This window comes from Micromonospora sp. PRAS1, assembly GCF_059553435.1.
Map to the genome: position 1 here is coordinate 1 of NZ_JCANNB010000059.1, position 20823 is coordinate 20823.

The following is a 20823-nucleotide window of genomic DNA, read 5'->3' on the forward strand; positions in this document are numbered from 1 at the left end:
TGCCGAAGAGGACGTCGTCCCAGCTGGGCAGCCGCTTGCGGGGCTTGCCTGCGGAGTCGGCGGGCTCGGTCGCGGGCGCGCCCTGGCGGCGCGGTCGGAGCACCGCCAGCGAAGGGACGGCCGGCACTTCCTTCGGCGCGTCGGAGTCGTCGTCGAAGGCCGAACCCTGGCCACCGCCGAGCAGCGCGGCGGCACCACCGCTGACCGCCCGCTGCCGAGGCGAGTCCGACCCGGCCAGCGCGGCCGGCGAGCGGGGCTCCAGACCACGGCCCGAGGTCGAGCCGAGCGGCCGGTCGAGCGAGGCCAGCAGAGCATCCCGGCCAGCCCGGATCGGATCCCGACCCGGCCGGCCCGGCTCGGCGGCAGCGGGCAACCCGTGCCCGCCCCGACTCGGCTCGCCGCGCGACGGGGTGGGCAGGGCGTGACCACCCCGCTCGGGCGCCGGGTCCTGGCCCAGGATCGGCGTGGGGCGCTCGGCGCAGAGGTACTGCGCCATGTCGTCGTGCGGGGCCACCGACTGGCGGGTCTTGTCCAGATCCCAGACCGCCTGCGCGGTGGCCTTGCCGGACGGCCAGGTGGCGACGATCCGCCAGGTGCCGTCGTCGCGGCGCCACGCGTCCCAGGAGATCTTCTCGGTGTCGATCCCGTGCTGCGCGAGCCGACCGTTTACCACCTCGGCGAGCGGCGTCGGCTTCTCCGCGCCCTTGAGTCGGGTACGGCGGGCGTGCTGGGCGAGCATCGCCCGCTCCTGGAGCACCGGCCCGGCGTAACGGAGCACCCGGTCGACCGGAACACCCGCGATGCGGGCCACGTCCTCGGCGGACTCGCCAGCGCGGATCCGGGCCTGGATGTCCCGTGGGGACAGCGACGGCACCGGATCGGCGGTGGCCGGGGCCACCGCGAGCGTGGGCGCACCCGGCTCGGCGTGCAGTGCTCCGGCGATACGCTCGTCGATGGGCAGGGCGAGCAGTCGCCCGACCTCGTCGGCGAGCACCAGGGCCTGGCCGTCCTCGGAGAGGGCGACGAAGCGTACTGGGCGCATCGCGTTGCCTCCGTCCCGCTTCGCTGGCCGTACGCCACGAGCCGGCCACCCGGGGCGTTGCGTACCACCGTACGCCCATTCCGGGTCAGGTGGGAGACGCCACGCCCGGGTAGCGGGCGGATTCGGGCTGCTCCGCCGCTGTCTGGCGGCTCAGCCGTACCCGGTCGGCGGCTCAGCCCGGGCCCGGTCGGCACCGGCGCCACGGGCCCGGCACCCGAGTGGGTGGCCGGGCCCGCGGCGGTACGTCATGGGCCGGTTACAGCCGCTCGACCACGTAGTCGATGGAGGCCGTCAGCGCCTCCACGTCGGCCGGCTCGACCGCCGGGAAGAGCGCGATCCGCAGCTGGTTGCGGCCCAACTTGCGGTACGGCTCGGTGTCCACGATGCCGTTGGCACGCAGCGCCTTGGCGATCGCGGTGGCGTCCACCCCGTCGGCGAAGTCGATCGTGGCGACCACGTTGGAGCGCAGCGCCGGGTCGGTGACGAAGGGCGTGGCGACGGCCGAGCGCTCGGCCCAGCCGTACACGGTCGCGGCGCTCTCGGCCGTCCGCTTGGCCGCCCAGGCCAGCCCGCCTTGGGAGTTCATCCAGTCGGTCTGCTCGGCGGCGAGGAAGATGGTGGCCAGCGCCGGGGTGTTGTACGTCTGCTCCAGCCGCGAGTTGTCGATCGCGGTGACCAGGTCGAGGAAGGCTGGGATGTACCGGCCCGACGCCTTGATCTCGGCCGCCCGCTCCAGCGCGGCCGGCGACATCAGGGCCAGCCAGAGCCCACCATCGGAGCCGAAGCACTTCTGCGGGGCGAAGTAGTAGACGTCGGTCTCGCCGACGTTGACCTCCAGGCCGCCGGCGCCGGAGGTCGCGTCGACAAGCAGCAGCGAACCCGGGTCGGCGCCGGCCACCCGGCCGATCGGCACCGCCACGCCGGTCGAGGTCTCGTTGTGCGGGGTGGCGTAGACGTCCACGCCCGCCTCGGCGACCAGGCTCGGCGCGCTGCCCGCGTCCGACTTGCGGACCGTGGGCTCACCGAGGAACGGGGCCTCCTTGGCGGCCTTGGCGAACTTCGCGCCGAACTCGCCGAAGCTGGCGAACTGGGCCCGGTCGCGGATCAGGCCGAACGTGGCGACCTCCCAGAACGCGGTGGTGCCACCGTTGCCGATGATCACCTCGTAGCCCTCGGGAAGGGAGAAGAACTCGGCGATGCCGGAACGCAGCCGCGCCACCTGGTCGCGGACGGTCTTCTGCCGGTGCGAGGTGCCCAGGTAGCTGGTCGCCACCTCGGCGAGCGCGGAGACCGCAGCCGGACGGACCTTGGACGGCCCGCAGCCGAATCGGCCGTCGGCGGGCTTGATCTCGTCGGGAATCCGGATGGTCGGTGCGTCAGCCACGATCTTGAAGATCCTTCCGAATGGGCGGGGGCGGGCCCGGTTCACGCCGGTGCGGATCGCGGACGCCATGCGTGGCCCGCACGGCGCGGTCGGGATCCGGGCCCCGGTCCGGCGACACTGCCGGTCCTTATCCTCGCACCAGCGGTGGTCTGACCGGCCGCTCGTCTCACCACCGGTGCTGAGTCCTGCGCCACACCGACTGCTGGCGCTGAGTCCTCTGCCACGTCGACCGTCGGTGCTGAGTCCTCTACCACGTCGGCCGTCGGTGCTGAGTCCTCCGCCACACCGACTACTGGTCCTGAAGTCGGCGCCCCCGTCCGCCGGTCCTGAGTCCTACCGCACACCGATGGAAGGACGAAACCGCGAAGACCCCGGCGGGCCGGCCCGCCGGGGTCTTCGCGAGGTGTCGCGTGAGTTCTTGCGCGCGGTGTGTGAGCGCGTGGTGTTGAGCGCGTGGTGTTGAGCGCGCGGTGTTAAGAAGGGGCCCTTCCTCTACCTGAGGCGTTAATAAGGGGCCCTTCCTTACACCTCAGACGTCGTGGGGGACGGCGTCCCAGCCGTCGACCTCGTGCGGCTTGCGCGGGCTGTGGCCGACGTAGCGGGCGGAGGGGCGTACCAGGCGCTGGAGCTTCTTCTGCTCCAGGATGTGCGCGCTCCAACCGCCCATCCGGGCGCAGGTGAACATGGAGGTGAACATGTGTGCCGGCACCTCGGCGAAGTCGAGCACCACGGCGGACCAGAACTCGACGTTCGTGGCGAGCACCCGGTCCGGGCGCCGGGCCTGCAACTCGGCCAGGGCGGCCTTCTCCAGCGCCTCGGCGACCTCGAAGCGCGGCGCGCCCAGCTCCTTGGCGGTGCGGCGGAGCACCCGGGCGCGCGGGTCCTCGGCCCGGTAGACCCGGTGGCCGAAGCCCATCAACCGCTCGCCCCGGTCGAGTACGCCCTTGACGTAGCCATCGGCGTCGCCGCTGCGTTCGACCGCCTCCAGCATGCTGAGCACCCGCGACGGCGCGCCGCCGTGCAGCGGGCCGGAGAGCGCGCCGATGCCGGACGAGATGCAGGCGGCGGCGTCCGCGCCGGTGGAGGCGACGATCCGGGCGGTGAAGGTGGAGGCGTTCAGGCCGTGCTCGGCCGCCGAGATGAAGTACGCGTCGACCGCCTTGACGTGCCGCGGGTCGGGCTCGCCGCGCCACCGCTTCATGAAGCGCTCGACCACCGTCGAGGCCTTGTCGATCTCCTTCTGCGGCACCGCCGGCAGGCCGAGGCCGCGGGCGGACTGGGCGACGAAGGAGAGCGCGGTCACCGACACCCGGGCGAGGTCCTCACGGGCCTGCTCGTCGGAGATGTCGAGCAGTTGCTGCAACCCCCAGTACGGGGCGAGCATCGCAACGGCGGACTGCACGTCGACCCGGATGTCGCCGGAGTGCACGGGCACCGGGAACGGCTCGGCCGGCGGCAGGCCGGGGCCGAACCGGCCGTCGACCAGCAGGGCCCAGACGTTGCCGAAGGAGACCTGGCCGATCAGGTCCTCGATGTCGACGCCGCGGTAGCGCAGCGCGCCGCCCTCGCGGTCGGGCTCGGCGATCTCGGTTTCGAACGCTACGACGCCCTCAAGTCCGGGTTTGAAATCGGCCATCTCACTACTCCTGGTGTGTGGTCGGTGCGCCCGCCCGGGCTCGGTGTCCCGGCCCCGGCCGGGTGAGCGCCTTAGGCGACCCTCAGGGATGTGTTCGTGACATCTTGCCTGCTGGTGACCGGGTGCGCGAGACGCGATCGATGTGCTGCACACGACATCCCCGGCCGCGCGAGCCGCCGCCGGTTCGGCCAGACTGGGCCGTAGCGGCTGGTCGGGCCGGCAGCGGCCCGATGTGCAGGGGAGGGAACGTGACGGGGGACACACCACCGCCGGCAGGGATGCGCCACGAGTACGCTGCCGAGTCCGGGCTGATCGAGGCCGACCTGGCGGGTGACTGGCACGCCCAGTTCGACCGTTGGTTCGCCGAGGTGGTGGCCGCCGGGCTGCCGGAGCCGAACGCGATGGTGGTGGGCACCGCCGATGCCGCCGGGCGGCCGAGCGCGCGGACCGTGCTGCTCAAGGGGTACGACCCGGAGGGCTTCGTCTTCTTCACCAACTACCGGTCCCGCAAGGGCGTCGAGGCGTTCGCCAATCCGCACGCCAGCCTGGTCTTCCCGTGGTTCCCGGTGCACCGGCAGGTGGTCGTCGCCGGTTCGGTGGAGCCGGTCGACCGGGCTGAGACCGAGGCGTACTTCGCCAGCCGGCCGCGCGGCTCCCAGCTGGGGGCCTGGGCCAGTGCCCAGTCGTCGGTGCTGCCGGACCGGGCCGCGCTCGACGAGGGCTACCGCGCGGCGGCGGAGCGGTTCGCCGAGGTGGACCCGATCCCCGTACCCGAACACTGGGGCGGGTTGCGGGTGCGGCCCGAGTCGGTCGAGTTCTGGCAGGGCCGGGCGAGCCGGCTGCACGACCGGCTGCGCTTCCGGCGTACCGACGCGGGCTGGGTTGTGGAGCGGCTGGCGCCGTGACCGCGACCGACACCTCCCGGCCGCGCGAGCAGCGCCGCTGGGCGATCGACCTGCGTCCGCTGCGGGTGCCGGCGTACCGGCGGCTCTGGCTCGGCAACGGCATCGCGATGTTCGGCTTCCAGTTCACCGCGGTCGCCGTGCCGGTGGAGATGTACGCGCTGACCGAGGACTCGTTCTGGGTGGGGCTGCTCGGCGTCGCCGCCTTCGTACCGTTGCTGATCTTCGGTCTCTGGGGCGGCGCGGTGGCGGACGCCGTCGACCGGCGCCGGGTGCTGCTGGGCAGTTCGCTGCTGCTCTGGATCTCGGTGCTGGGCCTGCTGGCCCAGGCCCTGCTGGACGTCGGCAGCCCGGTGCTGTTGCTGGCGCTGGTGGCGTTGAGCGCGGTCTCGTTCGGGCTCGGTAGTCCGGCCCGGGGCGCCCTCGTCGGCCGGCTGGTGCCCGCCGAACTGGTTCCCGCCGCCACCACGCTCAACTTCACCACGGCGATGGCCACCTCCGTGCTCGGGCCGCTGGCCGCCGGTCTGATCCTCGCCGTACTCGATCTCCGGGTCGCGCTGCCGGTCGCCTACGGCCTGGACGCCATCCTGCTCGTGGCACTGGTCTGGGCGGCGTTCCGACTGCCCGCGATGCCACCCGAACCGGATCCGGCCGGCGGGCCCCGGCCGGCGGGGCTGCGCAGCATCGTCGACGGCGTCCGCTACCTGGCCGCCGCTCCGGTACTGCTGCTCTCCCTCGCGATCGACCTGATCGCGATGGTCTTCGCCTTTCCCCGGGCGCTCTTTCCCGAGGTGGCGACCGAGCGGTTCGGTGGCGGTGCGGCGGTGGGCTGGCTCTACGCCTCGATCGCGCTCGGCTCGCTCCTCGCCGGGCTGCTCTCCGGCTGGATCGGCCGGGTACGCCGACAGGGCCTGGCGCTGGTGCTCGCCGTGGTCGGCTGGGGCGTAGCGGTCGCGCTGGCCGGGCTGGCCCGGCAGCTCTGGCTGGTCGTCGCGTTGCTGGTGCTGGCCGGCGCGGCCGACCTGGTCAGCTCGGTGGTGCGGCAGTCGATGCTTATCGTCTACGCGCCGGACCGGATGCGTGGGCGGCTCCAGGGGGTCAACACCATCGTGGTGGCCGGCGGGCCGCGCCTGGGCGACCTGCGCGCCGGCACGATGGCGGCGGGCCTCGGCAGCGGGGTGGCCTGGGTCGGTGGCGGCCTGGCGGCGGCCGTGCTCGCGGCGCTGCTCGCGGTGGCGTTCCCGGTGCTGACCCGGTACCGGATGCCGACCACGTCAAGCGAAGAGCGATCCTGACGGCTAGGGTCTGGCGACATGGAAACCCCCGAGCCGCGTCCCCTGTCCGGGGCACAGTGGACCATTTCCGCCGCCGGTCACGAGGCGGTCATCGTCGAGGTGGGCGGCGGACTGCGCGCCTACCGGCAGGACGGTGTCGAGCACCTCGACGGGTACGCCACCGACGAGATGTGCCCCGGCTCGGCCGGCCAGGTGCTGGCACCCTGGCCGAACCGGATCCGCGACGGCGTCTACAGCTTCGGCGAGCGGTCGCTCCAGCTCAACATCACCGAACCGGAGCGGTTCGTGGCCCTGCACGGCCTGGTCAACTGGGCGTCGTGGCAGCTGATCGAGCAGCGGCCGGACGAGGTCACGGTCGGCTACGACCTGTTGCCGCAGCCCGGGTACCCGTGGCCGTTGCGGCTGCGCAGCCGGTGGAGCGTCGCCGCGGACGGGCTGCGGGCCGAGCACGAGGTGACGAACGTCGGTGTCGAACCGGCGCCGTTCGGCTTCTCCGTGCACCCGTACCTGCGCCTGCCCGGGGTGGCGGTGGAGGACATCGCGCTCCGGGTGCCGGGACAGACCCGGGTGGTGGTGGACAGCCGGTTGCTGCCGGTCGGCGTGACCCCGGTTGCCGGCACCGAGTACGACTACACCGAGCCGCGACGCATCGGCGACGCGGTGCTGGACCTGGCCTTCGGTGACGTGACGCGGGACGCCGACGGTGGTTCGGCGGTGACCCTCACCGGCCCCGACGGCGCGGGCGGGCTGCGGATCTGGGCCGACGCCCGGTTCGGCTGGTGGCAGGTCTACACCGGGGACACGCTGACCGGTGAGCGGCACCGCCGGTCGGTGGCGGTGGAGCCGATGACCTGCCCGCCGGACGCGTTCCGCTCGGGGCGGGACCTGATCGTCCTCGCGCCCGGGGAGACCTGGCGTGGCGGCTGGGGCATCCGGCCGGAGAACTGAGCGGACGCTGAGGAGAGCCCTGTGGAGTTCGCGGAGGTCGTACGGCGGCGGCGGATGGTGCGCAACTACGACCCGGACCGCCCGGTCCCGCCGGAGGTGGTGCAGCGGCTGCTGGAGCACGCGGTACGGGCCCCGTCGGCCGGGTTCTCCCAGGGCTGGGGGTTCCTGGTGCTGGAGGAGCCGACGGACCGGGAACGCTTCTGGGCGGCCAGCACGCCGGAGGGCGGCGGGATGGATCGTTGGCTGACCGGGATGCGCCGGGCCCCACTGATCGTGGTGCCGCACGCCAACCGCTCGGTCTACCTGGAGCGCTACGCGGAGGCGGACAAGGGCTGGGCGGACCGCTCGACGGAGCGCTGGCCGGTGCCGTACTGGTACGTCGACACCGGCTTCGCCGCGCTGCTGATGATGCTGACCGCGGTCGACGAGGGGCTCGGCTCGTGCTTCTTCGGCATCCCGCCGCAGCGGCTGGAGTCCTACCGTGCGGCGTTCGGCGTGCCGGAGGCGTACCACCCGATCGGCGCGCTCACAATCGGTTACCGGGCGCCCGACCACCGGTCACCATCGTTGCGCCGGGGACGCCGTCCGGTGGAAGAGGTTGTCCGCCGAGGGCGGTGGAGCTGACCCGAACCGGTGGTTTCGTCCCGTTGAGAACCGGACGACCGGTAGCGAAACTGGCATCAGGGAGCAGAACGTGGGGTGCGGCGTGCGGTTACGCTGGCAAGGTCATCGGTGCTGCGGGTCGCGGCACCGTGCCGTGACCCGGCCCGGCGTCGCGGCTCGTTTCGGCCAGGGGGAGAGGAGCGTGCCGTCGTGATCTTCAGAGCGGTCCGGGACGGACGTCCTTACCCGGAACACAACCTGACACTCAAGCAGTGGGCGGAGATCCCGCCCCGCCCGCTGCGCCTGGACCAGCTCATCACCACCAAGCGTGAGCTGGCGTTGGACAAGCTCCTCGCCGAGGACTCCACCTTCTACGGCGACCTCTTCCCGCACGTGGTGCAGTGGAACGGCGGCCTCTACCTGGAGGACGGCCTGCACCGCGCGTTGCGCGCCGCGCTGCAACAGCGCAACCAGATCCACGCCCGGGTGTTCGTGCTCGCCGGGCCGGTCGAGTGAGTTCGAGCTCGATCGACCTGCTCGACCTGGACTTGTCGCTTACCGAGGAGGAGCGGCAGATCCGTGCCGTCGTGCGCCGGCTGGTCGACGATCGGGTACGCCCGCACGTTGCCGGCTGGTACGAGGCGGGTCAGGTGCCGGCCCGGGAGTTGGCCCGCGAGTTCGGCAAGCTCGGCCTGCTCGGCATGCACCTTTCCGGGTACGGCTGTGCGGGCTCGACGGCCGTCGCGTACGGGCTGGCCTGCCTGGAGTTGGAGGCCGGCGACTCCGGCGTCCGGTCCCTGGTCTCGGTGCAGGGTTCGCTTGCCATGTACGCCATCTGGCGCTACGGCAGCGAGGAGCAGAAGCGGCGGTGGCTGCCGGCGATGGCTGCCGGCGAGGCGATCGGCTGCTTCGGGCTGACCGAGCCGGACCACGGCTCCGATCCGGCCTCGATGGTCACCCGGGCGCGCCGCGACGGCGACGACTGGGTGCTCTCCGGCGGCAAGATGTGGATCACCAATGCGCCGATCGCCGACGTGGCGGTGATCTGGGCCCGCACCGACGAGGGCGTGCGGGGGTTCGTCGTACCGATGGACACGCCGGGGGTGGCGGCGCGTGAGATCGGTCGCAAGATGTCGCTGCGCGCCTCGGTGACCGGTGAGATCTCGCTGGCCGACGTCCGGCTGCCGGCGGCGGCCCGGCTGCCCGACGCGACCGGGCTGAAGGCGCCGCTGAGCTGCCTGACCGAGGCCAGGCACGGCATCGTCTGGGGCGCGCTCGGCGCGGCCCGCGACTGCCTGGAGACCACCCTGACGTACGCGACCACCCGCACCCAGTTCGGCCGGCCGCTGGCCGGCTTCCAGCTCACCCAGGCGAAGCTCGCCGACATGGCGGTGGAGTGGCAGAAGGGCTTCCTGCTCGCCCTGCACCTGGGCCGGCTGGCCGACGCCGGAAAGCTCCGCCCCGAGCAGGTCAGCGTCGGCAAGCTGAACAACGTACGCGAGGCGCTGGCCATCGCCCGGCAGTGCCGCACCATCCTCGGCGCGAACGGCGTCTCCGGCGACTACCCGGTCATGCGGCACGCCAACAACCTGGAGAGCGTGCTGACCTACGAGGGCACCTCGGAGATCCACCAGTTGGTGATCGGGCAGAAGTTGACCGGGATCTCCGCGTTCACCTGACCGGTCGTCATCGTCCCGTACCGGTCTGCGATCATCCTCATGCCTGGCCGGTCGTGGTGCCGGGTGCGCCGCTGCCGTTCATCGCCCCCATCGACTGTGCGGCGCTACCGAGAATCGCCGGTCCCGAGGGACGGCCGCGCTGCGGTACGTCCACCTGAGAGAGAAGCAGACGATGGGATTCTCGGTCTACCTGGCACTGTTCGCGGTGGTCGACCCGACGGCCCAACACGACACACGGCGCGACCACGGAACCTCCCGGACCCGTGTTACGGGTCGACGGATCAGGGGTCGCGGTTCGAGCCGGTCCGCGACGCCCTGATCCGTCGGTGTGCGGGGAGCCCTCAGGCTCCCCGCACACGCGTCCGGCGACTGCGGTCCCCGGGCGGCTCCCCGCAGCCCGACAGCGATCTCGTTCAGCCCCTCGCTTCTCGGGAACGTGCGGTCAGTGGCGCGGCAGGGCGGCGACGATCAGGTTGGGGTCGGTGCCGGTGAGGTAGGCGGCGCTGGTGACGTACGCCGTCCCGCCACGGACGGCGACCGCCGTTGGGTTCTGTAGACCGTCGGCGGCGGTCAGCAGCGTCGTCGACCGGCCGGCTCCGTCGATGCGGGCCACCGTGTTCTGGCCGACGAGGGCGGCGATCACCTGGTCGGTGCCGCTGCCGGCGAAGGCGAAGTCGTCGATGCCGGTCAGGCCGTCGGCCCGGACCTCGACCTTCGCCGGTCCGCCGTGGTGCACCGGAATCCGCAGGAGGGTGCCCTGGTCCAGGTTGGTGGCCCACACCGCTCCGTCGCGGACCTTGACGCCGTTGACCCCCAGGAAACCGGTCGGGGCGAGTTCGGGTGCCGAGGACCAGACCGTCACCCGTCCGCTGGCCCGCTGCACCGTCGAAATCGTGCCGAGCACCGAGTCGGTGACGTAGAAGGTCCCGCGCCTCTCGTCGAAGGCCAGGCCGTTGGGTAGGCCGTTCGCCGGTAGTGCGGCGATGCGGTGCGGCGTGCCGCCCGGCTTGAGCCGGTACAGGCCGGTCGAGGCGGCGTCACCACTGGCGTACAGGAAGTACAGCGTGCCGTCCCGGTGCCGCACGATGCCGGTGGTCAGGGGGAACCCGAGCGCCGGCGTGTCGACCCCGCCGTCGGCGGGGGCGGCCAGGGTCGCCAGGGTACGGATAGTGCCGTCCCGGTCGATCGCGGCGACCTGACGGGCACCGGCGAAGGTGACGTACGCGGTGCCGGCCGGCGACAACGCGATATTCTCCGGCAGCTGGCCCTTGGCCAGGTCGAAGTGCAGCGCGATCCGGGAATGGAGCGTGGCGGCCGGCGTGGCCGACAGCGGTACGGCCGGTGCCGGTGCCGGTGCCGTGACGGTTGGCGAAACGGGGACGGCAGCCGAACCGGTGCCGGTGCCCAGCACCGTCACGACGGTGAGGCCGGCGACGACGGCGACGATCGGGGCGTTGGCAATCCTCTTGCGCACTTGTCCTGCTTTCCTTGTCGATAGTTCCTCGGCGCCTGTGTCGGCCGAGTGACGGCGGGTGTCAGCGGCACCGTTCCCGGGCGCACGGGACCGTGGCGCCGCTTCCCGGGCGCACGGGACCGTGGCACCGTTTCCCGGGCGCCGACGATGACCTGACTGTGGTTGCGGAACTGCCGCGAAACGCCTGTGCGGCACAGGCGACGTAGCGAACGGACGGGTTACCGGGCGGTCGGTGTGTGGACGGTCTTCGCCCCGTCGGCGGGTGCTGTCCGGGCGGTGACGACGCTGTGCACCAGCAGGGTCATGGCCGCCTGGGAGGGGGAGCCGGGCTCGGTGGTGGCGACCACGAGGTGCTGGCCCTGTTCGGTCCTAAGGCTCTGCTGGCTGACGCTCATCGCGCCGACCAGCGGATGCCGCATCTCGTACACCGGCTCGCCGCCGGACTTCACGCGGTGGTCGGCCCACATGCGGCTGAACTCCGGACTCCTGACCGAAAGCTCACCGATCAGCACGGCCAGGGCCGGATCATTGGGATACCGGCCGGATGAGAGCCGCAGGGCGCCGACCACGGCGCGCGCCTTCTCCGGCCAGTCGCCGTACAGCTCGCGGGTGTGCGGGTCGAGAAACACCAAACGAGCCATGTTCGGCCGGGTCTGCGGCTGCTGCGGACTCGTGAACTCCAGGTGTCCGGCGAACAGGGCGTTCCCGGCGCGGTTCCAGGCCAGCACGTCACCGCGCCGTCCCAGCACCAGTACCGGAACGTCACCCAGTGCCGTGATGAGTTGGCGTACCGCCGGACTGACCCGCTCCGGCGCCACCCGCTGGCCGCCGGCCCGGCGACGGGATCCGGTGGCCAGGTCGTGCAGGTGCCGGCGCTCCGCCTCGTCGAGCCGCAACGCGGTGGCGATGGCGTCCAGGACCTCTGCGGAGGCGTTCGACGACTGCCCCTGTTCGAGCCTGGCGTAGTACGAGGAGCTGACCCCGGCGAGCAGCGCCAACTCCTCCCGGCGGAGCCCGGCCACCCGCCGCCGGCCGGGGTAGGTGGTCAGGCCGACGTCCGCCGGCCTCAGCTGCGAACGGCGGGTGTACAGGAACTCGCCGAGCTGTCGTTTCGCGTCCACGTCACCCAGTATTCGGCCGGCCCGGGGCCGGTAACCACACCCTGCCCGGGGTAGCCCGCACGGTGGGTGGCTGCGGTTCCCGGGGCCGGGCACCCGCGCCGTGGGCGACGACGACCGGCGTCTCCCCGCGAGAGCGTGCTCACCTACGAGGGCACCTCGGAGATCCACCAGCTGGTGATCGGGTAGCGCCCTCACCAGCCTCTCCGACTTGAGCTGAGACCCGCCTGACCTGCGAAAACTGGCGATCATCCGACTCGGCGAGCGGCTGTCGTACGGGGGGCTTACCGTCATCACAGAGAACGCGTCTGACAAGGACGGTGAGGGCGATGGCACGCGATGGCGACATCAACGAGCCCACCAGCGCATACCCCGAGGTCGATCGGCAACCGGACGGGCCGGACGGCCCGCCTCCGGCGGCGGCCGGCGGCGCGGTGCGTGCCCTGCTCTGGGTGCTCGGCGCGGCGGCGTTGACGGTGGTGGTGCTGTTCGGCGTGCAGACCGCCGGGCTCCTGCCGGAGTTCCGTAACCCGTTCACCAAGGAGCAGACCGACCGCAGCCAGCCCCCGTTGCTGGAGTCGATGCGGGATCTCAGCCGCTACGTGGCGGCCGAGGGCAACTTCCAGGTGGTGGTCGACCTCGAGAATGACCGGCGCCACGTGCCGGACTGGCTGCTCAACCAGCGGACGCTCTTCGTCGGCGCGGGCAGTGTGGAGGCGTACGTCGACTTCGGCACCCTCGCCGAGGGAGCGATCGTGCCGTCGGCCGACGGCAAGTCCGTCGAGATCAAGCTGCCCGCGCCGCAGCTCGCCGAGACCAACCTCGACCTGGAGAAGAGCTACGTCTTCGCGGAGGAGCGCGGCCTGCTCAACCGGGTCGGTGACCTGATCGGCGGCGACCCGAACCGGCAGCAGCAGGTCTACCGGCTGGCCGAGGACCGGATCACCACCGCCGCCCGGGAGAGCGGGTTGAGCGCCCGCGCCGAGGAGAACACCCGCAAGATGCTCGAAGGTCTCCTGACCTCCCTCGGCTACGAGAAGGTCACCGTCACCTACACCGCCCCCTGACCGCCTCGGCCCGGCCCGCGTTGACCATGGGGCCAGCGGTGGAGTCGATCTCCTCGACTGCCGCCAACCTCATGGTCGACAAGGGGTTGTCAGTAGCCGGCAACGGCGTAGCGGTCCTCGTTGGGCATGATGATCCAGAGTGCCAGGTAGATGATCACCTGGGTGCCGGGCAGCAGCAGCGACAACAGGAACAGCAGCCGGACCATCCCGGCCGACATGCCGAATCGCTGGGCCAGACCGGCGCAGACACCGGCGAACATGCGCCCCTGCCGGGGCCGGACGAGTTTGCGGCTCATCGTGACACTTCCCCTCCGCGGCGGTCCGCCGCTCCCACAACCAACGCTAGGACGCGATGGCAGCCCCGCCCTCGGTCCCGAGGAGGAACGCCATCGCCCTGACCCGTAGGTGCTTACCCGTGCGGCCGGCGCGCGACGCCTGGCGTCGGCATCCGGGTCAGCGGGTGGGCCGGCGGTCGACGCGATCGAGTACGCAGCTTTCGGCTCGCCCGGGTCGTGGGCACTGTTAACCTGTCGTCCGTTGCGCAGGCGGGAGACAGCGGTGACCTCTGACGTGGGGGCGTTGTGGTCGCACCGCAATTCGCTGCGGATCCTGGTCCGGCGCGATCTCGCGGTGAAGTACCAGCAGTCAGCGCTGGGCTACCTCTGGTCGCTGATCGAGCCGCTCGGCATGGGGGCCATCTACTGGTTCGTCTTCGGCGTGCTCTACTCCCGCGACACCAACCGCCACCTCGGTGACGCCGCCGGGTCGTACCCGCTCTTCCTGATCACCGGGATCTTCGCCTGGATGTGGACCAGTTCGGCGCTGAGCGAGGCGACAAACGCGCTGACCGGCCAATCCCGGCTGATCACCACGATGAATCTGCCCCGGCAGATGTTCCCGATCGGCCGGGTCGCCGGCCGCTTCGCCGAGTACGCCGCCGGCCTGCCGATCCTGGCCGCCATCGCGATCTTCTACGCGGCGAACGGCCGGATCGAGCTCGGCTGGTCGCTGCTGGCCCTGCCGCTCGCGGTGCTGGTGCAGGCCACCCTGCTGATCGGCGTGGCGCTGCTGCTGTCGGCGATCAACGTGCTGATGCGGGACGTGGAGCGGTTCATGCGTCTGGTGATCCGGGTGCTCTTCTACGCCACGCCGATCATCTATCCGCTGAGCCTGGTCCGCAGCTCCGGTCTGCCCGGCTGGCTCAAGCTGGGCTACGAACTCAACCCGCTGGTCGGCATCTTCCAACTGCATCACGCCGCGTGGTACCCGGACGAGTTCCCCGGTGCCCGGATGCTCGGCACCACAATCGGCATCAGCCTGCTGGTGCTGGTCACCGGCTGGTGGGTGTTCCGCCGGCTCGAACCCGCAGTGCTCAAGGAACTCTGATGGCCGACGCGATCATCGAGGCGGACGGCCTCGGCATCCGGTTCGTGCGCAACCGCCGCCGGCAGCTGCGGCTGCGCGAACTGGTCATCCACGGCGGCCGGCGGGGCGGTGCCGACGGGCAGTTCTGGCCGCTGCGCGAGGTGAGCTTCTCGATCGCGGCCGGCGAGACGGTCGGGGTGATCGGCCGCAACGGCACCGGCAAGAGCACGCTGCTGCGCCTGATCGCCGGGGTGCTGATCCCGGACGAGGGCCGGATCCGGGTCCGCGGCGATGTCGCTCCGCTGCTGGAACTCTCGGCCGGCTTCTCCGGCGACCTGACCGGGCGGGAAAATCTGTACCTGGTCGGTGGCCTGCACGGGCTGTCGTCGGCGTACCTTAAGCGGCACTTCGACGAGATCGTGTCGTTCGCTGGTGAGCAGGTCGAGCGGGCCATTGACACCTCGGTACGGCACTACTCGTCGGGCATGAAAGTTCGGCTCGGTTTTGCGATCATCTCCCATCTGCCGCACCCGATCCTGCTGATGGACGAGGTGACGGCGGTCGGGGACGCGGAGTTCCGGGCAAAGTGCTACACGACCATCGACCGTCTGCTCGGGGAGGGGCGCACTCTGGTGCTGGTCTCACACAACGAAAACGATCTGATCCGGTTCTGCCGTCGGGGGCTCTACCTCGACGCGGGCCGGCTGCGCGTCGACGGCACGATCGCCGAGGCGCTGGCCGCGTACGACGACGCGGTCGCCCCGTGACGCTCGCGATCGTGCTCGCCGCCGGTGCGCCGGCCGCGGGCCTACGAACGGACACCGGCGAATCGCTTGTCGACCGGCTGGTCGACAAGTGGCGCCGGGCGGGTGCCGCCGAGGTGCGGGTCGCCGCCGACCCGATCGAGCTGGCCGAGCTGGCCGGGTCTGCCGACGGGCCGGTGCTGGTCAGCGGCGCCGACCTGGTCGCGCACACCGCCGTACTGCGGCATCTGCTGACCAGCCCGGTCGGTGCGACCGTGGCGCTGGTGCTCACCGACCCGCCGGCCCGACGCACGGCGGTCCGCGAGGAGCGCGGCCAGGTGGTCGAGGCCGGGCCGGCCGAGCGGCTGACGGGCGGGGCCACAGGCGTCTTCGGTGGCGCGGTACGGGTCGGCCGCGACGACCTGCCAGCCCTGGTCGCCGCCGCCCGCGCCGCAGCCGGGGAACTGCCGGCCGGCCTGGGCGTGGCCGGGGAACTGTCGGCCGGGTCCGCCGTGGCCGGGGAACCGCCGGCCGGCTCCGGCGTGGACGCGGTCTTCGCCGGGCTCGCCGGGCAGGGGACGCTTGTCGTCGCCCACCGGGTACGCCTGCTGGTGGCGCACCGGGTGGACGACGCGGCCGGGCTGGCCGGGGCGGAGAGGGCGATCGCCGCCGTCGACGAGGACCGGGCCGAGCTGCGGCTCTCGGTGAAGGAGAAGGATGACTTCTTCACCACGTACTTCGTCAGCACCTGGTCGCCGTACGTCACCAAGGCCTCGGCACGGCTCGGACTGAGCCCGACCGGGGTGACCATGCTGTCGGTGGGGTTCGCGGTGGCCGCGGCGGCGCTCTTCGCCACCGGCGGCCGGCCGGCGCTGGTCGGCGGCGCGATCCTGCTCTACCTCGGTTTCGTGCTGGACTGCGTGGACGGCCAGCTGGCCCGCTACACCCGTAACTTCAGCGCCTGGGGCGGCTGGCTGGACACCATGGCCGACCGGGCGAAGGAGTACCTGGTCTACGCCGGTCTCGGGTGGGGCGCCACGGCGGCCGGGGTCCGGTACGGCTGGGCGCTTGCGATCGCCGCGATCACCTTGCAGACCGTGCGGCACATGACCGACGCCTGGTACGGCGTCCTGCACGACGAGGCGGCCCGGCGACCGAAGCAGGTCGGCACCGGCGGCGGGGGCATCGGCGACCGGTTGAACGCCGCCTCCACCCGGGTGCAGGCCGACACCGGCTCGCTGTCGTACTGGCTCAAGCGGACGGTGGTCTTCCCGATCGGGGAGCGGTGGGCGCTTATCGCGTTGGCCGTGGCGCTCTTTGACCAGCGGATCGCCCTGCTCGCGGTGCTGACCTGGGGAGTGCTGGCGTTCGCGTACACCGGTGCCCTGCGTACGCTGCGGGCCCGCTGGATGCGGGTGTCGGTGCTGGACACGGTCGACGCGACCCTGCACCGCGACGACGGCCCGCTGGCCGCCCGGCTGCCGCATCGGGCGGGCTCGCTGGACTGGCTGGTGCCGGCCGCGCTGCGGGCGGTGGAGTACCTCTTCGCCATCGTGGTCGGGGTGATCGGCGGCGCACCGGCCTGGCTGATCTTCGGGTACCTCTTCGTGCTCACGCTGCACCACTACGACCTGGTCGCCAGGCTGGAGAAACGGCAGCCCGCCCCGCCACTGCACGCCGCCACGCTCGGCTGGGAGGTGCGTTCGGCGTTGCTGGCACTGGCGGCGATTGCCGGAATTGTGAGTGTTGCTCTGGCTACACTCGGTGCCTATCTCCTGGTGCTCTTCGTGGCGAGCGTCGTGCTGGCCTGGTTCGTCCGACCGGCCCGCGTCGTGCGGGTGCCGACCGCGTCCACTCGCACCGGAGACCGCGCGACGGGCTGACGGGGGGCCGGGACCATGACGCTTATCAGCTTCGTCGTCCCGGCCTTCCGCGTACAGGGCTACCTGCGGGAATGCCTCGATTCGATCCTCGGTCAACCGGTCACCGACATCGAGGTGATCGGGGTCGACGACTGCTCGCCCGACGCCGGTGGCGACATCCTCGCCGAGTATGCGGCCCGCGACGACCGGGTGCGGGCGGTGCGGCTGGATCACAACGTCGGGCTCGGCCCGGCCCGCAACGCCGGCCTGGAGCGGGCCGTCGGCGAGTACGTCTGGTTCGTCGACGGCGACGACTGGCTGGCCCCGGACTGTCTCGCCGAGGTGACCGCGCGACTGCACACGACCCGGCCCGACGTGCTGCTTGTCGACCACGTCCGGGCCCACTGGGACGGCACGGTCACCCGCAGCGCGATGGAGGAGGTCTTCCCGGAGCCACCGGGACCGGTCACGTTCCGGCTGGTCGACCGGCCGGAGACCCTGGAACTGCTGCACACCGCGTGGAACCGGCTGGTCCGCCGGCAGTTCCTGGCCGACGTCGGGCTGCGCTTCGCCCCCGGCTGGTACGAGGACGTCTCGTTCAGCTATCCGTTGCTGCTGGCCGCCGACCGGATCGGCGTGCTCGACGTCGTCTGCGTGCACTACCGGCAGCGACGCGCGGGGGCGATCACCCGCACCCGGGGAGAGCGGCACTTCGAGGTGTTCGAGCAGTGGCACCGGGTCTTCCACGAGGTGGACCGGCTCGGCGCCGAGCAACTCCGGTCGGCGGTCTTCGAGCGGATGATGTGGCACTACCTCACCGTGCTCGGCAACGACGACCGGATCGCGCCCGAACTGCGGCCGACCTTCTTTGCCCGGGTGGCGATCGAGCACGCCCGGTTCCGGCCACCGGGCGGGCACCGGATCCCCGACGGCGTCGAGGGGCTCAAGCACCGGCTGGTGGCGGCCGGCCGGTGGTGGACGTTCAGCGCCCTGCGCACCAGCAACCAGGTGGGGGAGGCCGCCCGGCGGAGCGCCGCTCAGCTCCGGCGCCGGGTGGCCCCGCCGGTCCGGCTCGCCGCGCGGTCGGCCCGGGACCTGGCCCTGCGCGGCTACCAACGGGCGGAGCGGCACCGCCCGCTCGACGAGAACCTCGCCCTGTACGCGGCCTACTGGTACCGCGGCTACGCCTGCAACCCGGCCGCGATCTACGAGGCGGCCAGACGGCTGGTGCCGCAGGTCCGGGGCGTGTGGATCGTGCGTCGCGACCGGGTGCACACCCTCCCCGAGGGCGTCGAGTACGTGGTGGCCGGCACGACCGCGTACCACCGGATGCTGGCGCGGGCGCGGTGGCTGGTCAACAACGTCAACTTTCCGGATTCGGTGGACCATCGGCCGGGTTCGGTGCATGTGCAGACCCACCACGGCACGCCGGTCAAGGTGATGGGACTGGACCAGCAGCGTTACCCGCTGGGCGCGACCGGAATGGACTTCGGCGGGCTGCTGCGCCGGGTGGACCGGTGGGACTTCAGCGTCACCGCGAACAGCTTCTCCACCCAGATGTGGGAACGGGCCTATCCGGCCGCGTACACCACGCTGGAGGTGGGGTATCCGCGCAATGACCGGCTGGTCACCGCCACCGCCGAGGAGGTGCTGCGGCTGCGGGCCGAACTCGGCGCCGGTCTCGGCGAGCAGGTGGTGCTCTACGCACCGACCCACCGCGAGCACCTGCCCGGGTACCGGCCGCCCTTCGATCCGGCGCGGCTGCTCGATGCGCTCGGCCCGACCGGGCTGCTGCTGATCCGCAGCCACTACTTCCAGGACCGGACCCGGCGGGGGCGGCCAGCGGCCGGCCGGGCCCGGATCGTGGACGTCAGCGACCATCCCCGGGTCGAGGATCTCTACCTCGCGGCCGACGTCCTGGTCACCGACTACTCGTCGGCGATGTTCGACTACGCCGTGCTGGACCGGCCGATCGTCCTCTACGCCCCGGACTGGGACGCGTACCGGCTGACCAGGGGCGTCTACCTGGACATCGTGGCCGAGGCACCCGGGCCGGTGGCGCGTACCTTCGCCGGGCTGCTCGACGTGTTCCGGGGCGGGGAGGCGTACTCCGCCGCCGCCGACCGGGCGCGGGCCCGGTTCCGGGAGCGGTTCTGCGCGCTTGAGGACGGGCACGCCGCCGAGCGGGTGGTCCGGCGGGTCTTCCTGGGTGAGCCACCGGCCTGACGTCCCGGTACGTCAATCGATGGAACGTAATAGGTCTGTCACGATTAGAACATGGCACGTTTACCCGATGTGCCTCCGCGATGATCCTGGTCACAGTCATTCGGGGTTCAGCCGACGACGTGGGGGAGGAGACGGTGACCACCGTCGCGCTCAAGGATGTCACAAAGGTCTTCCGGGACGGCACCGTCGCGGTGGACAGCATCAACCTCGACGTCAACGATGGCGAGTTCATGGTGCTGCTCGGGCCCTCCGGCTGCGGCAAGTCGACCGTGCTGCGCATGGTCGCCGGGCTGGAGGATCCGACCACCGGGGCGGTGATGCTCAACGGGGAACTGGCCAACGACCTGCCGCCCAGGGAGCGGCGGATCGCCATGGTCTTCCAGGACTTCGCCCTCTATCCGCACATGAGCGTCGGGGACAACATCGCCTTTCCACTGAAGCTGGCCGGCATCGAGCCGGCCCCACGCGGGGAGCGGGTCACCGACGTGGCAAGTGCCCTCGGCATCGGCGACGTGCTGGGTCGACGCCCCAGCCAGCTCTCCGGCGGGCAGCGGCAGCGGGTCGCGATGGGGCGGGCGATCGTCCGCCGGCCCGGCCTGTTCCTGATGGACGAACCACTCTCCAACTTGGACAGTGGTCTACGGGCCGAGCTGCGCGCCGAGATCTCCGGCCTGACCCGGGAACTCGGCGTCACCACCATGTACGTCACCCACGACCAGGCCGAGGCGCTGACCATGGCCGACCGGGTCGCCATCATGCGCAAGGGCGTCCTCCAGGACGTGGGGACCCCCACCCAGGTCTACAACCGGCCGGCGACCCTCTACGTGGCAGCCTTCCTGGGCAGCCCCCGGATGAACCTGCTGGAGGCGTCGGTCTACGTCCACCTCGACCGGTACGTCACCCTCACCCTCGGCGAGCAGGCGCTCTACCTGCCCTGGGACGACATCCGCAGTCGCGCGGTGGCGCACTACCACGGCGAGCGGATCGTGGTCGGGATGCGGGCGGAGGCGCTCACCCCGGTCGCCCCGGACACCCCGGGCGACGTGCTCCAGGGCCGGATCCGCTACCTCGAGCACCACGGGCACGAGTCGCTGGCCTTCCTCGACATCGGGGCGACCGCCATCATGGTCGACGAGGCTGGTGCCCCGCCGGACGGCGACGCCCCGCTCGGCCAGCGCGGCCTGCGTCGCTTCAGCCAGGTGATGCAGCGCTTCGCCGGTCGGGCCGGCACCGAGCCGAGGCCGGCGGTGAACGACAGCCGCACAAGCGTCCTGGCCGACCCCGGCCGCCACCACCGCCGCCCCGCCGAGCTGGCCGTCCGCCTCGCGCCCTACCCGGCCGTTTCCGCCGGCCACCCCCTCGCCATCAAGGTACGCATGGACGCCCTGCACTTCTTCGACGACCGCGGCGACCGCATCGACGTCGGCTGGCGCTGAGGTGTAAGGAAGGGCCCCCTGTTAACGCCTGCGGTAGAGGAAG

General features: G+C 71.9%; 18 protein-coding genes. 12 read left to right on the forward strand and 6 right to left on the reverse strand.

The genetic code is table 11. The features are described 5' to 3' along the window. The 3 genes from sepH to AC507J_RS30925 all read right to left on the reverse strand — a co-directional run. The coding region (gene sepH, locus AC507J_RS30915; protein WP_496293860.1) for a septation protein SepH at window positions 1–1042 on the reverse strand (1042 nt) is incomplete at its 3' end. Window positions 1043–1298: 256 nt separating this feature from the next. Further along, the gene (gene serC, locus AC507J_RS30920) at window positions 1299–2426 is read right to left on the reverse strand and encodes a phosphoserine transaminase (RefSeq protein ID WP_496293862.1); all 1128 of its coding nucleotides are present in this window, start codon (window positions 2424–2426) and stop codon (window positions 1299–1301) included. 529 nt (window positions 2427–2955) lie between these two features. Beyond that, the gene (locus tag AC507J_RS30925; RefSeq protein WP_496293864.1) at window positions 2956–4062 is read right to left on the reverse strand and encodes a citrate synthase 2; all 1107 of its coding nucleotides are present in this window, start codon (window positions 4060–4062) and stop codon (window positions 2956–2958) included. A 230-nt stretch (window positions 4063–4292) separates the two neighbouring features. On the opposite strand from AC507J_RS30925, the gene pdxH reads away from it, so the two are divergent. The 6 genes from pdxH to AC507J_RS30955 all read left to right on the forward strand — a co-directional run bounded on the left by pdxH (window position 4293) and on the right by AC507J_RS30955 (window position 9489). Beyond that, window positions 4293–4967: a pyridoxamine 5'-phosphate oxidase gene (pdxH, locus tag AC507J_RS30930; RefSeq protein ID WP_496293866.1), complete on the forward strand. Its 675-nt coding sequence runs from the start codon at window positions 4293–4295 to the stop codon at window positions 4965–4967. After that, a complete protein-coding gene (locus tag AC507J_RS30935; RefSeq protein WP_496293868.1) occupies window positions 4964–6259 on the forward strand; it encodes an MFS transporter in 1296 nt (431 codons plus the stop codon). Before pdxH ends, AC507J_RS30935 begins: the two co-directional genes overlap by 4 nt. A gap of 18 nt (window positions 6260–6277) precedes the next feature. Continuing rightward, window positions 6278–7207: an aldose 1-epimerase family protein gene (locus tag AC507J_RS30940; protein ID WP_496293870.1), complete on the forward strand. Its 930-nt coding sequence runs from the start codon at window positions 6278–6280 to the stop codon at window positions 7205–7207. 21 nt (window positions 7208–7228) lie between these two features. Next, complete coding sequence (locus AC507J_RS30945; RefSeq protein ID WP_496293872.1) at window positions 7229–7831, forward strand: nitroreductase family protein; 603 nt, start codon at window positions 7229–7231, stop codon at window positions 7829–7831. 189 nt (window positions 7832–8020) lie between these two features. Continuing rightward, complete coding sequence (locus AC507J_RS30950; protein ID WP_204037961.1) at window positions 8021–8326, forward strand: type II toxin-antitoxin system VapB family antitoxin; 306 nt, start codon at window positions 8021–8023, stop codon at window positions 8324–8326. Next, entirely contained in the window at window positions 8323–9489 is a 1167-nt protein-coding gene (locus AC507J_RS30955) for an acyl-CoA dehydrogenase family protein (protein WP_496293874.1), read from the forward strand. Before AC507J_RS30950 ends, AC507J_RS30955 begins: the two co-directional genes overlap by 4 nt. Before the next feature lie 442 nt (window positions 9490–9931). On the opposite strand, the gene AC507J_RS30960 is transcribed toward AC507J_RS30955, so the two are convergent. Then, a complete protein-coding gene (locus AC507J_RS30960; protein ID WP_496293876.1) occupies window positions 9932–10963 on the reverse strand; it encodes an SMP-30/gluconolactonase/LRE family protein in 1032 nt (343 codons plus the stop codon). Between the two features lie 218 nt (window positions 10964–11181). After that, complete coding sequence (locus tag AC507J_RS30965) at window positions 11182–12084, reverse strand: helix-turn-helix domain-containing protein (RefSeq protein WP_496293878.1); 903 nt, start codon at window positions 12082–12084, stop codon at window positions 11182–11184. Window positions 12085–12410: 326 nt separating this feature from the next. Here AC507J_RS30965 and AC507J_RS30970 point away from each other — a divergent pair, with 326 nt between their 5' ends. Then, complete coding sequence (locus AC507J_RS30970) at window positions 12411–13148, forward strand: DUF4230 domain-containing protein (protein ID WP_496293880.1); 738 nt, start codon at window positions 12411–12413, stop codon at window positions 13146–13148. 89 nt (window positions 13149–13237) lie between these two features. On the opposite strand, the gene AC507J_RS30975 is transcribed toward AC507J_RS30970, so the two are convergent. Further along, window positions 13238–13444, reverse strand: coding sequence for a PspC domain-containing protein (locus AC507J_RS30975; RefSeq protein WP_341718692.1), 207 nt, complete (start codon window positions 13442–13444; stop codon window positions 13238–13240). Window positions 13445–13706: 262 nt separating this feature from the next. Between AC507J_RS30975 and AC507J_RS30980 the strand changes: the two genes are divergently transcribed. The 5 genes from AC507J_RS30980 to AC507J_RS31000 all read left to right on the forward strand — a co-directional run bounded on the left by AC507J_RS30980 (window position 13707) and on the right by AC507J_RS31000 (window position 20780). After that, a complete protein-coding gene (locus AC507J_RS30980; protein ID WP_496293882.1) occupies window positions 13707–14534 on the forward strand; it encodes an ABC transporter permease in 828 nt (275 codons plus the stop codon). Between the two features lie 71 nt (window positions 14535–14605). Continuing rightward, on the forward strand, window positions 14606–15280 hold the full coding sequence (locus AC507J_RS30985) for an ABC transporter ATP-binding protein (protein WP_496293904.1): 675 nt from the start codon (window positions 14606–14608) through the stop codon (window positions 15278–15280). Then, complete coding sequence (locus AC507J_RS30990; RefSeq protein ID WP_496293884.1) at window positions 15277–17139, forward strand: DUF5941 domain-containing protein; 1863 nt, start codon at window positions 15277–15279, stop codon at window positions 17137–17139. Before AC507J_RS30985 ends, AC507J_RS30990 begins: the two co-directional genes overlap by 4 nt. Before the next feature lie 15 nt (window positions 17140–17154). After that, window positions 17155–19344 (forward strand): bifunctional glycosyltransferase/CDP-glycerol:glycerophosphate glycerophosphotransferase, encoded by a 2190-nt coding sequence (locus AC507J_RS30995; protein WP_496293886.1) that lies wholly within the window; start codon window positions 17155–17157, stop codon window positions 19342–19344. 134 nt (window positions 19345–19478) lie between these two features. Further along, window positions 19479–20780, forward strand: coding sequence for an ABC transporter ATP-binding protein (locus AC507J_RS31000; RefSeq protein WP_496293888.1), 1302 nt, complete (start codon window positions 19479–19481; stop codon window positions 20778–20780). The last annotated feature ends 43 nt before the right edge of the window (window positions 20781–20823 follow it).

What these genes read in the sequence shown, in the direction of transcription:
- AC507J_RS30975 (WP_341718692.1), bottom strand. Translation starts at nt 13,444, where the DNA reads ATGAGCCGCAAACTCGTCCGGCCCCGGCAGGGGCGCATGTTCGCCGGT.
- AC507J_RS30995 (WP_496293886.1), top strand. Translation starts at nt 17,155, where the DNA reads ATGACGCTTATCAGCTTCGTCGTCCCGGCCTTCCGCGTACAGGGCTAC.
- AC507J_RS30925 (WP_496293864.1), bottom strand. Translation starts at nt 4,062, where the DNA reads ATGGCCGATTTCAAACCCGGACTTGAGGGCGTCGTAGCGTTCGAAACC.
- AC507J_RS30940 (WP_496293870.1), top strand. Translation starts at nt 6,278, where the DNA reads ATGGAAACCCCCGAGCCGCGTCCCCTGTCCGGGGCACAGTGGACCATT.
- AC507J_RS30970 (WP_496293880.1), top strand. Translation starts at nt 12,411, where the DNA reads ATGGCACGCGATGGCGACATCAACGAGCCCACCAGCGCATACCCCGAG.
- pdxH (WP_496293866.1), top strand. Translation starts at nt 4,293, where the DNA reads ATGTGCAGGGGAGGGAACGTGACGGGGGACACACCACCGCCGGCAGGG.